At 64.1% G+C, this 14,380-nt stretch carries 15 protein-coding genes; 5 read left to right on the plus strand and 10 right to left on the minus strand.

The features are described from left to right. Positions 1-479 precede the first annotated feature (479 nt). Positions 480-1,013 (plus strand): hypothetical protein, encoded by a 534-nt coding sequence (locus BG61_RS41880; protein ID WP_052040604.1) that lies wholly within the window; start codon positions 480-482, stop codon positions 1,011-1,013. 42 nt (positions 1,014-1,055) lie between these two features. Here BG61_RS41880 and BG61_RS13020 read toward each other — a convergent pair whose 3' ends face one another. Both BG61_RS13020 and BG61_RS13025 read right to left on the minus strand, forming a co-directional pair. Next, on the minus strand, positions 1,056-1,658 hold the full coding sequence (locus tag BG61_RS13020) for an ACT domain-containing protein (protein WP_306434268.1): 603 nt from the start codon (positions 1,656-1,658) through the stop codon (positions 1,056-1,058). 125 nt (positions 1,659-1,783) lie between these two features. Then, on the minus strand, positions 1,784-2,746 hold the full coding sequence (locus tag BG61_RS13025; RefSeq protein ID WP_035939799.1) for a GlxA family transcriptional regulator: 963 nt from the start codon (positions 2,744-2,746) through the stop codon (positions 1,784-1,786). A 143-nt stretch (positions 2,747-2,889) separates the two neighbouring features. Between BG61_RS13025 and BG61_RS13030 the strand changes: the two genes are divergently transcribed. After that, the gene (locus tag BG61_RS13030) at positions 2,890-3,669 is read left to right on the plus strand and encodes a GNAT family N-acetyltransferase (protein ID WP_051672478.1); all 780 of its coding nucleotides are present in this window, start codon (positions 2,890-2,892) and stop codon (positions 3,667-3,669) included. A 90-nt stretch (positions 3,670-3,759) separates the two neighbouring features. Beyond that, positions 3,760-4,641: an SDR family oxidoreductase gene (locus BG61_RS13035; protein ID WP_035939798.1), complete on the plus strand. Its 882-nt coding sequence runs from the start codon at positions 3,760-3,762 to the stop codon at positions 4,639-4,641. Positions 4,642-4,904: 263 nt separating this feature from the next. Here BG61_RS13035 and BG61_RS13040 read toward each other — a convergent pair whose 3' ends face one another. From BG61_RS13040 to argH, 7 genes are read right to left on the minus strand one after another with little or no spacing between them, the layout of a single operon-like run. Then, entirely contained in the window at positions 4,905-6,299 is a 1,395-nt protein-coding gene (locus BG61_RS13040; RefSeq protein WP_051672479.1) for an MmgE/PrpD family protein, read from the minus strand. Next, the gene (locus tag BG61_RS13045; protein WP_035939796.1) at positions 6,296-7,174 is read right to left on the minus strand and encodes a polysaccharide deacetylase family protein; all 879 of its coding nucleotides are present in this window, start codon (positions 7,172-7,174) and stop codon (positions 6,296-6,298) included. Before BG61_RS13045 ends, BG61_RS13040 begins: the two co-directional genes overlap by 4 nt. Then, the gene (locus BG61_RS13050) at positions 7,171-8,022 is read right to left on the minus strand and encodes a polysaccharide deacetylase family protein (RefSeq protein ID WP_035939793.1); all 852 of its coding nucleotides are present in this window, start codon (positions 8,020-8,022) and stop codon (positions 7,171-7,173) included. Before BG61_RS13050 ends, BG61_RS13045 begins: the two co-directional genes overlap by 4 nt. Continuing rightward, positions 8,009-8,845, minus strand: a complete 837-nt coding sequence (locus BG61_RS13055; RefSeq protein ID WP_035939792.1) for an ABC transporter substrate-binding protein — start codon at positions 8,843-8,845, stop codon at positions 8,009-8,011. Before BG61_RS13055 ends, BG61_RS13050 begins: the two co-directional genes overlap by 14 nt. Before the next feature lie 33 nt (positions 8,846-8,878). Beyond that, positions 8,879-9,643: an amino acid ABC transporter ATP-binding protein gene (locus tag BG61_RS13060; RefSeq protein WP_035939844.1), complete on the minus strand. Its 765-nt coding sequence runs from the start codon at positions 9,641-9,643 to the stop codon at positions 8,879-8,881. A 13-nt stretch (positions 9,644-9,656) separates the two neighbouring features. Then, a complete protein-coding gene (locus tag BG61_RS13065; RefSeq protein ID WP_035939790.1) occupies positions 9,657-10,532 on the minus strand; it encodes an amino acid ABC transporter permease in 876 nt (291 codons plus the stop codon). Continuing rightward, positions 10,526-11,953, minus strand: coding sequence for an argininosuccinate lyase (gene argH / locus BG61_RS13070; protein WP_035939842.1), 1,428 nt, complete (start codon positions 11,951-11,953; stop codon positions 10,526-10,528). Before argH ends, BG61_RS13065 begins: the two co-directional genes overlap by 7 nt. 136 nt (positions 11,954-12,089) lie before the next feature. Between argH and BG61_RS13075 the strand changes: the two genes are divergently transcribed. Further along, positions 12,090-12,977 carry a LysR substrate-binding domain-containing protein gene (locus tag BG61_RS13075; RefSeq protein ID WP_035939788.1) on the plus strand — a complete coding sequence of 296 codons (888 nt, stop codon included), beginning with the start codon at positions 12,090-12,092 and terminating at the stop codon, positions 12,975-12,977. A gap of 258 nt (positions 12,978-13,235) precedes the next feature. Here the strand turns inward: BG61_RS13075 and BG61_RS13080 are convergent, their stop codons facing one another. Next, a complete protein-coding gene (locus BG61_RS13080; RefSeq protein ID WP_129572336.1) occupies positions 13,236-13,811 on the minus strand; it encodes a hypothetical protein in 576 nt (191 codons plus the stop codon). 52 nt (positions 13,812-13,863) lie between these two features. Between BG61_RS13080 and BG61_RS42790 the strand changes: the two genes are divergently transcribed. Next, on the plus strand, positions 13,864-14,001 hold the full coding sequence (locus tag BG61_RS42790) for a hypothetical protein (RefSeq protein ID WP_161783674.1): 138 nt from the start codon (positions 13,864-13,866) through the stop codon (positions 13,999-14,001). Positions 14,002-14,380 lie beyond the last annotated feature (379 nt).

Consider the following 14,380-nt stretch of genomic DNA (forward strand, 5'->3'; position numbering starts at 1 on the left):
TTCATCGACTGGAACCTTGCGCCTCAGCTCGATAATGCGACGTTCTCTGTACAGATCCCCGACGGTCTGCAAAAAGTCGCGTTCGCAGCACAGCTTCCGCGCGCGTCGCCCGCCACTGGCAAGCCGTCTGCGAAGAAGGGAGGCAAGTGATGAAAACAGGATCGTGGGACCGTGCCATTACGGCGTTGGTCGCCGCAGTATTGACGCTGGGGCTGATCAATCAGGCGGATGCACAACGCGAGAGAGGCGGCGGCGCCCGTGGCGGTGGCGGTGGCGGTGGGGGCGATGGCGGCTATTCGCGTGGCGGGGCGGCGTCGGCTGGAGGGCTCTCGTCCGGCGGCTCGACCGCTGCGCAAGGCAGTTCACGGCGTGGCGCCGGCCAGCAGGCAACGGGCCAGCAAAGGCAGGCCTCGCGCCAGGCTACAGCGACTTCAACCTCAAGCGCGAATCAGAGTGCGCGCCAGAGTTCGGCGAGTTCGATGCAGGAAACCTCCAGCCAGAACCAGGCTAACCGGCAGCAGAACACGAGCGAGAACCAGGCCCAGCGCCAGGCCACGTCGAGCCAGAACCAGGCGCAGCGCCAGACTACGTCGAGCCAGAACCAGAGTTCGCGACAAGCCGCGGCGGCTCAAACGACCAGCCAGAACCAGAGTTCGCGGCAATCGACGGCTAAGGAGATGCAAAACACGCGTGCTACGACCGTGAGCAATGTGCAGAACAACTACGATGGAAACTGCAACAACTGCTCAAACTCGGACTGGGACGGCGGTTCCGCGGCAGCCGGATTCGTAGCCGGTGCAATGGTTGTAGGTGCGGCCGCGGCCGCAACCACACCGACCGCCGTCGTTGCCGCGCCCGCACCGGCACCCGCGCCCGTGGGGCCGCCATGCAACGTGGCTCCGGTCGCTGTTCAGGACGTGGCGTACTATAAATGTGGCGCGACGTGGTACGCGGCGGGTTATGCGAGCAGCGGCGTGGTGTACATGCCAGTTCAGGCGCCGGCCGGATACTGATCGCGGCAGCTTCGCGGCACGGCCGGCGGTTGCCCGACGACTCTACGTCTGCAACGAGCGAAGCACATGCATCGCCGCGTCGGCCGATTCCAGGGGAACAAAAATATGATCGTGGCATGCGCCCGCCACCACGTTGCAGCTGATTCCGGAATGACCCAATGCAGTGGCGAATGCTGCGGTCAAGCCCACCGCCTCCAGGGCTGAATTCACGGTCAACGTAATCCAGGCGCATTTGAACAAGGCATTCAACCCGCTGATCTGCGCATCCGCTTCCCTCATGACGACGGATAAGCCCTCGGGCTCGCGGATCGACGCAACGATCGCGGCCGGGTCGATGGCGTTGCCGTCCTTGACCGAGGCAAACACGAACACGCCAGGGTTAAGCACCGGCTCCAGCGTCTTTAACAAAACAGAGAGATCCGAGACCGGGCTCATGTTGCCTCCCGTGCGGCGTCGTTCCACATCATTCAAAGCTCCGTCGCCTCGTGGGCCATCGGTGGGTTGTCGAACAATTGAAGCGTAATGTCGAATGACGGAAATTGGCGACTGGGTACCGGGGCTTGACGTGAAACCGCGCAACCTTTCGACGTTCGCCTCCAGCGCCCGCACTTGACCCGACTCGCGACGCTCACGCTCGGTCAGCATGTGTCCGCTGCCATCCGCTGAGCCGACGCTCGTAAAAAAAAGCGATCACCGCCTCGCAATGCCGCCGAAAGGAGCGCTGCTTTCCGTTTCTCATTCGCGAAGAAGCACAATCCGTCGGCAGGATGCTACCGCATTTCAGCGCGAAGTTCCCGCACCCCGCGGCCGAGCCTCCGGCGCAACAAGGTCCGCAATGTCGCCGAGTCGGCGTAGCCGACCTCGCTCGCAATCTTCTCGAGATCGTAGCCAACCGAGACGAGGTGCTGTGCCCGTTCGATTCGCAGGTCCTGAAAGAACGCCAGTGGTGACTTGCCAAGTACGGCCTCGGTACGGCGCTGCAAGGTGCGTGGTCCGACGGACAACGCAGCCGCCGCAGCCTGAAGCGAAAACCCCAGCGAAAGATTATCGCGAGCCCATCGCTCGAATCGCGCGACCAGTGGATCGGCGTGGGCGAGATAATCCGGAATGATGTATTCGGCCTGGGATGAACGCCTGTCAATGAGCATGAAGCGGGCAACGAGCGTGGCGAGTTCGGGACTTGCCTGACGCAGCAGCCATAGCGCAAGGTCGAGATGGCCCATCGCGGAACCCGCCGTGACCACACGATGCGACGCGACGACCATGCGTGAGTCATCCAGATTGACCGCCGGATAGCGTTGACGGAAGAACGGCGCCAGTGACCAGGTAGTGGTCGCCTCACGATTATCCAGAAGCCCGGTTTCAGCAAGCAGGAAAGTCCCGATACAGGCCGCCGCGACGCCGATGCCGTCAGCGTGCCAGCTACGAAGGTACGTCATCGCATCGCGTGCATCACGATCCTGCATCCGCTCGATCAGGCGCTCTGGCTCTCTGATACCCGGCGCGGGCACGACCACCCAATCTGCGCGAGAAATGGTGCTCACCGGTTCGACCGAAGTCGACAACCCGTGCGCGGTACGGATGCGCCTGCGCACGCCGACGAGCCTCACGTCGAAGGGCTCTGTCGCGAACCCATGGGATGCGGCCAGTTCGTTAGCCATCGCGAAGGTGTCGAGCAGTACCGTGAGGCCGGTGTCGAACAGGCCGTCAAGCGCGAAGATAACCAGTCTCATGTCGCAAACACCTCCAATAATGTCATTTGCGACTATAGCCCCGTTCCAGTCCGGCGTCTAGACTGCGTAGCAATGCGGTCACGACAGTGCGCTGGCCGAACATTCCCGCCCCCGTGGCGCCTTTGCGCTTGCAAAGGAGAGACATGCACGCATCGATACAAGCTGACCTCGACCGCCCTGTCTGGGCGGCACTCACAACCCGGCAGGCGCACCTCGGGCATGGAAATGCGCTTGCCCGCCGATACCATCCCGATGTGGCGCCCTTTGCTGCTCTGGCATCCGAAACGCCCGCCGCATACCGGACGCTCCATCAGCTTCTGCTGCCTCACGAAGAGGTGGTCTTGCAATCCGCTGAACCGATCCGTCCAATCGAGGCGCTACGAATGACGCACGTGGGCGTGATCCATCAAATGATCGCCCCGCATCCTGAAACAAAGCGTACGGACGAGCCGGAGGTCATCTGGCTGGGCAAGGCGGATGTGACAGATATGCTCGATCTGGTCCGAAGGACCAGGCCCGGCCCTTTCGGCAGCCGGACTTGCGAGATGGGCAACTACATCGGGGTTCGCGACCGCGGACGTCTCATTGCGATGGCCGGCGAACGGATGTGCGTCGACGGGCAGGTTGAGATCAGCGCCGTTTGCGTAGATGAAGACTATCGCGGGAATGGCCTTGCTGGCGGCCTCGTGAAAGTGTTGCGCAGAGGAATCGAGCAACGGGGAGAAGCACCGTTTCTGCACGTGTTCAGTGACAACATTTCTGCGATTCGGTTGTATGACCGTCTCGGCTTCCAGTTGCGTCGCACGTTTTACCTTACCCGCATTGGGCATGCTGATCCTGGTTCGGATGCAGCTTCTTTGAACCGACTAGCGGAAGGCGGAAAGCGGGCGGAACAGCAGTCTTCCGGGCAGCAGCCACGGTGATTGGCGGAAACGGCCGTCGTCTGCCGATGTTCTTGCTACGGCTTCGCCACTCTTCCTTCCCATCTCTTCAACCCATGAAACAAACCCATCATGTCCAAAACTATTCTGATTACCGGGGCTAGCAGCGGCTTCGGCCGCGACACCGCACAGATGCTCGCACAGGCCGGACACCGGGTTTTCGCGTCCATGCGTGACGTCGCCGACCGTAACCGGCCCCATGCCGAGGCGCTTCACGCAAAGGGGATACATGTCGTCGAGCTGGACGTGACAGACGACATCTCCGTCGAGCGCGGCGTGACCTTTGTGCTCGAACAGGCGGGATGCCTCGACGTCCTCGTCAACAACGCCGGCATCGGCTCGGCGGGCGTCTCCGAAGCGTTCACGACAGAACAGGTGCGCGCACTATTCGATGTGAACGTACTCGGCATCCAGCGGACACTGAGGGCCGTGTTGCCCGCGTTCAGGCATCAAGGCGAGGGTTTGGTCATCAATATCGGCTCTATCCTCGGGCGAGTGACCTTCCCTTTCTTCGGTCTCTATGGCGCGTCGAAGTTTGCGATCGAGGCACTAACCGACAGCTACCGCTATGAGCTGTCGCAACTGGGCGTCGAGGTGGTTCTCGTGCAACCCAGCAACTATCCGACGAACATTTTCGCCAACGCCCAGCGGCCCGGTGATGTGGCGCGCGGCCTCGACTACGGTGAACTTGGCGGGATCATCCCGGGCAAGATGGTTGAGACGTTGATGGACCTCTTCGAAAGCGAAAATGCTCCGAATCCGCACGACGTCGCCGAAGCCATTGCCCGGATAGTCGAACGGCCAAACGGCACGCGTCCCGCACGTTTGGTAGTGGGACAGGCATTCGGCGCCGACGCCATGAACGGTCAGGCGTTGTCCGTCCAGGCCGAGTTCATGGAGGCTCTCGGTCTCGCACAGCTAGCCGAACCACGAATGGGCCCGGCGGCGGCTTGAGCATACCGCGTGGGCCGGAGCCGATGCCGGCCCAGCCCACGCGCCACCCTCCACTTTTCGCCGAGTACCGGACGCAGGTCTGTCTACGTGCGACCCGATGGCATTGAATTCAGCGACACACTTTCCGCGTAAATGCGTGACGGCGGAGGTTGATCATTTGACGCCCCATGCATGGCACCGGCATGTATGTTGCACGCGCGGCGCGTCTCCTGACGGCTTACCGGGGCGCGCTGCTCATCCGTATGCTGGCGTAAGTCACGCGGCTATTCCAGCTCCCGAATAGACGAGTTCGCTCGTCCCCCGTCTCGGGCCTTGAGCAACATCAGAATCTCACGAACATCGCGTACGTCGTCCATTCTGGAGACAAGGTCCGCGAGTGTGTCGGCCTCGGCCTCGCCTATGGCGGCTCGCGCAAGCGAGCGGTACTTCGCAAGCAGCCGTGCATCGTCTAGCGGATTGCGCGGATCGCCAAGCGGGATGTCGATACGACAGGACCTCGACGTGCCGTCCGCCCACATCAGCGTAATCTCGGGCTCGTCGAGGTCGGCCATCGCGGGGTCGGGTTCGAGCGTGATGCGTTCGATCATCGCCCGCAGGCGCGGATCGTTGCGCCGCGCTTCGAGAAACGAATCGATGCCGGCATCGCCGAACACGAGCGCCGCCGCGATCGCATAAGGCATGCTCATCTGCGCCGATGCGAGGTTTGCCGGATTGCAGTCGCCGCACATGCCGGCGACGAACGCGCTCAGGCGCACATGCACGCGCGTGACGGGCTGCCGCTCGTCGCGGGAAAGTGCGAGCGTCGCATCGACGGCGGCATGCGTGCTCCGACAGCACGCGTGCGGCTTGATCGAACAGCGCATGATCTTCCAGTTCGCGCCCAGTTCCGCGACGAGCGCCCCGGGCTGCTGCGAATCGGGAGCCAACGTGCTGAAAAAGCCGCCCCATTCATCATCGAAGATTCGCGTCGGACCCGTCACGCCGCGCGCCGCCAGCAGCGCGGCGGTCAGGCCGCCCTCGGCCGCGCGGCCGGTGTGCAGGCGCTTGGTCTGCGATCCATCGTGGATGAAAGCCCACAGCCCGCCCGCGAAACTTGCCGCATGACCGAGCGCCGCGCCGATGCCGGCGGCATCGAGGCCGATGAGCCGCGCGCTCGCCGCGGCCGCGCCGAACACGCCGCAGGTCATCGTCGAGTGCCAGCCGCGGCCGTTGTGCGCCGAATAGCCGCCGCACGCTTCCAGCACACGCCGCGCGACGTCGTAACCGAGCACGACCGCCGCCAGAAATTCCGTCCCCGATACCGGCCGCTTCGTGCAGGACAGCGCCGCGAACGCGGCCGGAAGCACGACGGCGCCGGAGTGGTCGCAGCCGCCGGAGTCGTCGAGTTCCAGCGCGTGAGCCGCCACGCCGTTGATGAACGCGGCATCGCGCGCGCCGGCCGATTGCGCCGTGCCCCAGACGACGGCCTCGCCCGGCGCGTTCATGACCTCGCGGGCCTGACGCGCCTGCGCGGTGTGCGCGCCCGCGAGCGCGGCGCCCAGCGTGTCGAGCACGTGACGCTTGGTTTTCTCGATCACGTCGGCTGGCAGGTCGTCGTAACGGGTACGCTCGACAAAGACCGCAATGCGCCCGGACAAGGAAAGCTCCCGCACGTTCATCGAAGCGCGCTCCTGTGGCGTTCGTAGATGTCGACCGGATGCCCCGGCTCGTTCACATCCCGCTGACTGCGCCACCATTGCGCGACTTGCGCGCCGGTCGCGAACCAGACATCGCCACGCTCACGCATCGCGGCAAGCAGATCGCGCAGAATGCCGATGCGCCCCGCCGTGCCGGTGATCTCCGGATGCAGCCGCAGCACGAAGCACAATCCGAACCGATGGAACGCGTCGAAATCCTGCTTCCAGTTGGCGAGCACTTCGCGATACGACGCGATGCGCGACTGTCCCACCGGAACCGGCGGCGCGAGATTGAACGCGAAGTACGGTTCGTCTTCGAGTTCGTAGTGCAGCGGCAGTTCGATCAGCGGCGCGTCGTGGTGGAAGTAAGGCAAGTCATCGCCGCGCCATGACGACGACCACTCGATGCCCCGCTCTTGCAGAAACGGCGCGAAGCCCGGCGCCCAGTTGCCGGTGAACGAGCGAAAGCCTTGCGCTCCACGTCCGGTCGCAGCGACGAGCGCGGCTTGTCCCGTGTCAAATGCGTGCTTCTGCGCGGCGAGATCGAGCGCGTCGAAGTCCTCGCAGCGATAGCCGCTGATGCCGATCTCATGGCCCGCCGCATCGATGCGCCGCAGAGAATCGCGATGCGTTTCGGCCACGCGGCCCGGCACGAACCAGCTTGCCGGCACGTCGAACTCGCCGAATGCATCGAGCAGGCGATCGACGCCGCGCTTCGCCCCATAGCGCCACACCGATAGCGATTTCTCGCGCCCTTCGATCGCAGGCACCTGTGTGCGAACGCCGAGGTCGTCACTGAAATCGACGGTCAGGATCACCGCCGAGCGCGCGTTGTTCGGCCATCGTTCGTCGTTCATGTCGTCGTGCCTTGTCCGCTCGCAGTCCACCAGCTGGCCACTTCGGAACACTTTGCGAACCAGACGCCGCGCGCCGCCCGCATGTGCCCGACGAATTCTTCCAGCAGCGCGATCCGCCCCGGCTTGCCCGATACCTTTGGATGAAAGAGCGTCGTCATGGCGAGCCCGTCGTGGTGCGAGCCGTCGAATTCGCGGCACCAGTTGTCGAGCGTCGTCTCGTAGCTCGCGATGCGGTCGAGCCCCGCCGGGAAATCCGGATTGCGCTGGTACGCAAGCGACGCGTAGTCGTCGAGTTCCCAGCGCGCCGGAATCTCGATCAGGCCGCTTGCCGCGTCGAGCAGATACGGCCGGTCGTCGCCACGCATCGAACTCGAATAGCACACGCCGAACTCCGGCAGGATGCGCATGGTCTCCACGCTCCAGTCGCCCGAAGGCGTGCGAAAGCCTACAGGCCGAACGCCGAGGTGCCGATCGAAAAGCCTCATCGAACGCGCCATGACGTCGCGCTGTTCATCGGGCGAGAGCGTCCAGAACGCCTCGTGCATGTAGCCGTGATACGCGACCTCATGTCCGTGTTCGACGATCGCGCGGCATTGTGCCGGCCAGTTCTCGATCACCCACGCGGGAATGAAGAACGTGGCCGGCACGCTGTGCTCCGCCAGCACGTCGAGGATCCTGCCGAGCGCGCGCCACGGCCCGTACGCACCGAGCGTGAAGTACGACGGATTGCGCCAGATCGAGCCGTCGAGCATCGCGCCGCCGGTCGGCCCGTCCAGGTCGAACGCAAGCGCGACGCAGGAGCGCCTGCCCTCAGGCCAATGAGGACGCGCCGCCTCAATTGCTCGCATTGATGATTGCCTTCTGCACGCCCTGCTCCTGCAAGCCCCACTTCGTGAGGATCTTCTGGTACGTGCCGTCGGCGATCAGCTGCTCGAACGCCTTCGTCACCGCAGCATTGAGCGCCGTGTTGTTCTTCGCCATACCGATGCCGGTGTACTGCGCCATGAACGGCGCACCGATGCTGACGTACGCGTTCTGATCGATCCTGTTCTGATACGGCAGCGTCTCGCCGCCCTGCACGGCCGCATCGAGCCGGCCCTGGCGCAACTGCATGCGGGCATCCGACGAACCATCGGTGCCGACCACCGTGATCGGCGGCTTGCCCGCCTTCACGCAATGCTCGTCGCTCCATGCCGCGGTGTTGGTCGGGAAGGACGTGCGGCGGCTCGACCCCACCTTCTTGCCGCACAGTGCGCCCATGTTGGGGAAGTCGACGGCGCGGGTCTTCAGCGCGTAGAACTGCGGACCGCTCTTGATGTAGTCGAGGAAGTTCACCGAGGCGCGGCGCTCCGGCAGGTCCGTCATCCCCGAGAGGATGATGTCCACACGGTTCGTGGCGAGCGCGCTCATCATCTGGTCGAAGCTCGTCTCCGACCAGACCATCTTCACGCCCATCTTCGCGGCAAGGGCTTCGCCGAGATCGATGTCGAAGCCGGTGAGCTTGTCCGTCTCCGGGTCCTTGAATTCGAACGGCGGATAGTTCGGCACCACGGCCGCGACGATTTCCTTCTTGCCGGGCGCCGGCGTCTGGGCGACGGCGGCCCCGGCATGAAACATCACGGCAACAGCGGACAGCGCCAGCAGGTCACGCAAACACAAGGATGCTTTCATTGAGAACTCGCTTTGATTGGAATGGTTGGAAACTCATGCCAGCACGGCGGAAATGAAGTCCTGCGTGCGGCGCTGGCGCGGCTGCGAAAGCACTTGCTCGGGCGGTCCCGCTTCCACGACCTGCCCCTGATCCATGAACACGACGCGATTTGCCACCTCGCGCGCGAAGCCAAGTTCATGCGTGACGACGATCATCGTCATGCCGCTCTTCGCGAGATCGCGCATCACGGCGAGCACTTCGCCGACGAGTTCGGGATCGAGAGCGGACGTCGGCTCGTCGAACAGCATCAGTTGCGGATGCATCGCGAGCGCACGTGCGATCGCCACGCGCTGCTGCTGGCCGCCCGACAGTTCGACCGGATAGGCATCGCACTTATGGCCGAGCCCCACGCGTTCGAGCAGCGCGCGCGCTTCGTCGCACGCTTCGACGCGCGGGCGCTTCAGCACCTGCACGGGCCCTTCGATCACGTTCTCCAGCACCGTCATGTGCGGAAAGAGGTTAAAGCGCTGGAACACCATGCCTGTCGCGAGCCGCTGCCGCGCGATCTGCTTCTCCGACAATTCATGAAGCTTGTTGCCGGATTGCCGGAAGCCGAGCAGTTCGCCGTTGACCCAGAGCGAGCCGTCGCTCACGGCTTCGAGCTGGTTGATGCAGCGCAGGAAAGTGCTCTTGCCCGAGCCGGACGGGCCGATCACGCAGAGCACTTCGCCCTTGGCGACGTCGAGCGTGATGCCCTTGAGCGCCTGGAACTCGCCGAACGACTTGCGCACATCGATGGCACGAACGATGGGATTCATTTGCGTCATCTCCTCAATGGCGGCTCGACGGCCGGCCCGCGCCGCGCGCAAAGCGCCGCTCGACACGCGTCTGCAGGAACGAGAGCACCGTGACCACCGCGAGATACCAGACCGCAGCGACGATCAGCAGTTCGATCACGCGGCCGTTCGCGTAGTAGATGTTCTGCGCGTTGTGCAGCATTTCCGCATACTGGATCACGCTCGCGAGCGAAGTCAGCTTGACCATGCCGACCAGCTCGTTGCCGATCGGCGGCACGATCACGCGCATCGCCTGCGGGAGGATGATGCGGCGCAATGCCTGAAGACGCGGCATGCCGATCGACTTCGCCGCCTCGTATTGCCCGGTATCCACCGAGAGCAGGCCCGCTCGCACCACTTCCGACGTGTACGCGCCCTGGTTGATGCCGAGGCCGAGGATGGCCGCGAGAAACGGCGTCATCACGTCGACGGTGCGCCACGCGAACACGCCCGGAATGCCGATGCTCGGAAAGATCAGCGCGAGGTTGAACCAGAGCAGCAGTTGCAGGATCACCGGCGTGCCGCGAAAGAGCCACACGTAGCCTTGCGAAATCGTGCTCAGCACCGGATTGCTCGACAGCCGCATCACCGCGGTGATCACGCCGAGCGCGATACCGACCGCCATCGCGAGGATCGTCATGACGATCGTGTTGCCGAGACCGATCAGGATCGAGCGCGCCGTGAGGAACCGGCCAACGTATTGCCATTCGATCTGTCCGCGCGCAAACGCGGCAATGATGTAGCCGATCACGACGACGATCGCCGCCGATGCCACGTAGCGTCCCCAGTACCGCCGGCGCACGCGCTCGAGCTTCGGCTGCCCGGCGCCGGGGGCGACGCCGCGCTCCGCCTGTTCCGCTGCACTCAACATGTCGGACCTCCATATTCCCGAGCCCACGCGCGCTGCGTGCCGAGCGCGGTTTTCAGGCGCGCGATCTGCTCTTCGACGCGCAGGGGCGCCGTGCCGCCGAAGCCGCTGCGCGCGGCCACCGCCGTTTCGAGCTGCACGCGTTCGAGCACGCCCGCGTCGAGGCGCGGATCGATCTGCGCGAGTGTCGCCAGCGACACCTCGCCCAACTCGATCTGCTGCTCTTCGCAGGCGCGCACCAGCGCGCCCGTGATTTCATGCGCCTCGCTGAATGGGATGCCCTTCAGCGCGAGCCAGTCGGCCACTTCGGTGGCGAGCGTGAAGCCGAGCGGCGCCTGGCGGCGCAGTTCATCGACGTTCACGCGCATGGTCCGGATCATGCCTGCCATGGCGGGCAGCACGAGACCGAGCGTGTCGATGCTGTCGAAGGCGGCGGTCTTGTCCTCCGCGAGATCGCGGTTGTACGCGAGGGGCAACGACTTGAGCGTCGCGAGCAGGCCGCTCAGGTTGCCGATCAGGCGCCCCGCCTTGCCGCGCGTCAGTTCGGCAATGTCGGGATTCTTCTTCTGCGGCATGATCGAGCTGCCGGTGGCGTAGCCGTCGTCGAGTTCGACCCAGCGGAACTGGCGCGAGGTCCAGAGGATCACTTCTTCCGAAAGCCGCGACAGATTGACCGCCAGCATGCTCGTGATGAACAGGAACTCGGCGACGTGGTCGCGCGAGGCGACGGCATCGATGGAGTTTTCGCACGGTGCGTCGTAGCCAAGTTCGGCGGCCGAGAGCGCCGGGTTCACGCAGATCGCCGAGCCGGCGAGCGCCGCGGCGCCCAGCGGCGAGCGCGCGCTGCGGCGGTCCCAGTCCTTCAGGCGGTCCACGTCGCGATAGATCGATTGCGCGTGCGCCAGCAACTGATGTGCGAACACGACCGGCTGCGCGGGCTGCAGGTGCGTGAAACCGGTGCTGATGCTGCGCACGTGCGTCTCGGCCTGGGCGACCAGCGCGTCCTGCAGCGCAATGACGTCGAGGGCGAGCTTGCGGGCCTTGTCGCGCAGGAAGAGGCGCAGGTCGTTCGCGGCCTGGTCGTTGCGCGAGCGGCCGGCACGCAGCTTGGCGCCTACCGCGCCCAGACGCTGCGTCAGTACGCGTTCGAGGAACGTGTGCACGTCCTCGTCGTGCATCGACGGGGCCAGCGTGCCGCCGAGGAATTCCGCCTGCACGCGCTCCATCTCGGCGAGCAACTGCTGCACTTCGCCGGCGTTCAAAATGCCCGCGCGGCTCAGTTCGCGCGCATGGGCCCGGGAGCCGGCCAGATCGTAGGGTGCGAGGCGAAAGAAGCTCGCCTCCGAGCGCGACAGCGCCGTCAATTCGGCCGCCGGAGCCGATTTGAAGCGTCCGCCCCACAGTCGTTCAGTACCGTCGTTCACCTTCATCTCGTGCCTCGTCTTCTTTGGATTGAAAGCAGCATAGGGCGTCAATTTTTTTCTTTGTAGCGAGATTTTGGTTCTGTTCTAATCAAGTTTTTCTCAGCATCTCCTTGCGCACCGACGACCTCCGGACCCCATGCGAAGCCGACTCCCGCCGCTCAATCCACTGCGCGCATTCGAGGCGACGGCGCGCCATGCAACCGTCGCGAAGGCCGCCGAAGAGTTGAACGTGACCGCGAGCGCGGTGAGCCATCAGTTGCGCGTGCTGGAGGAATCGCTTGGCGTGACGCTCTTCATCCGTTCGCGCGCGCGCCTGAAGCTCACGCCCGATGGTGAAGCGCTGCTGCCTTCCGTGCGCGCCGCGTTCGAGATGATCGCGTCGGCTTTCGTGAAGGTCGGGTCGCCGGTGATTGCCGGGGATCTCGTGATATCGGCGCCATTGTCGTTTACTTCGCGCTGGCTCGCGCGGCATATCGGCGACTTCCTGCGGCAGTATCCGGCGGTCAATCTGAAGGTGATTCCGTCGAACGACGACAAGGAGGTGTATTCCCCGGATGTCGACGTCTGCGTGCGGTACGGCGAAGCGCAGTGGCGCGATCGCAGCGTGACGCTGCTCGAGCACCCGACGCTCTTTCCCGTCGTCAGCCCCGCGCTGATGAACGGCCCGAAGGCGATCCGCTCCGGCGACGACCTGCGCCATTACGCGCTCTTCTGCGAGCATCGCGGATCGTGGATGCGGTGGCTGATGGAAGCCGCGGTGGACAAGCCCGAACGGATGCGCGTGCTGGAGATCGGCAACGCGCATATCGCGATCGAGGCCGCGCTGCACGGCCAGGGTGTGGCGCTCGGCGACAGCATATCCGTACGCGACGACCTCACCGAAGGCACACTCGTGCGGCCGTTCAAGGCGACGGTGCCGTCGCGGCATCCGTATCACATCGTCAGGCGGCCGGAGCTGGCGGAAGCGCCGCTTGCGTCGGCGTTCGTGTTCTGGCTCGAGAGCAAGGTCCGCGGAGAGTCATAGCGTTCTTTCAAGCCGCGCGCGTGGCCGCCTCGGTCGATGCGGGCATCTGTAACTGCATCGCCTCGGCGATAAGCGCGCACGTTGGATATTCAACGGGCGCCGTGACCGATCGCATCGAGACCGAACTCTTCGAAACGTGTACCGAACTCCGCCCGAGTGAGAAGGCAAGTATGTCTCCTCCCCGCTTCCAATTGAACGTGCAGCGCGTGAGGCGTGTACCTCCCGCTTGCTCAGGCCGTGCCCGCCCGCCGCATTGCGTTATCGCCCATGGTCGGTGTCAACCTTCGTACCCTCGATACTGATTTGCGGCCCGATAAAGCATGGGGCGCCGCACGTCATGCCATTTGCAGACGGCATCGAACCGGGGACCTGCTCCTTGCTGACGACGCCCCTGACCAGTTGCCCGTCGTCTCCGACCACGAGTTGAATGTCGAGTATCGCTCCCGCCGCCGGCGCCCCTGGAAACACGATGTGCATCGTGCCCGTGCAGTCTGCATTGACCTGGTACGTGCCAGTCTCGCCTTCTGCGAATCCAGCCGTGTTGGTGGCGCCGGGCCGCGGGAGGCCCGTGTTCATCAGAAAGTCCTTGCGGGTGAACGTCCCTTTCCCGTCGAACGTCTGCACGGCGACGCCGTCGATGAGTTGCGGAGAAGAATACGGATAGAGCACTCCGCCAGCGATGACGCCCACAAGCGACCCGTGCACGCCAAAGCTGTAGGTGCCCCTCAGCGTACTGTTGGAGCACTGATGTCCGTCAGCGCGGGCCGCGCCACTGAGCGACATGAGAACCAGCGCTGCTGCCGCTGCGGAGTTGTTCCAGAACCTGTGCGTCATGATCATCTCCTTCAAGATTAGGCGTCGACGGTGAAACGCATGAGGCCCATTCGTGTCCATCGCCGCAGCCGAGACGTTTCTTTATGAGTTGAACGGAAAGCTTGCGATGGGGTTGTCCTTCACCCTCGACCTTCGAGAGCTTGATTGGCAGGATGGTGTGCGCCCCGAGGGAAATGAAGCAGCGCGATGAAGCGAGGCGGCACGACGCGACCATCGGATTCACGCTCAACGAACAGCCATCGACTCCATGCTGCGGCTGACCCGCCGATGGGACAATGGAGGCTGGATAAAGAAATCGTTAACTCCGTTCGATGTCGCTTCTCGCGAACGACAACACAAAACTGGATCCAGTACGCGGTAGGACGGCATCCCGGAACGCCAACGGTCGTGACTTGGCGCGTGTGACGGCGTCACGAATCCGACTGCACGGTGTGTCTTCCCGGGCCACGGTTGCTACCGCTGATATGTCTTCGATGCACCTGTCGCAGGCGGCGAAGCTCCAGACGCACGTTGAAATCTGCGCTAAATATGTGACGGGCCCGTTGGATCTTTTCGTGGTTTCGGGCGCG

This window comes from Caballeronia glathei, assembly GCF_000698595.1.
Lineage (GTDB): Bacteria > Pseudomonadota > Gammaproteobacteria > Burkholderiales > Burkholderiaceae > Caballeronia > Caballeronia glathei.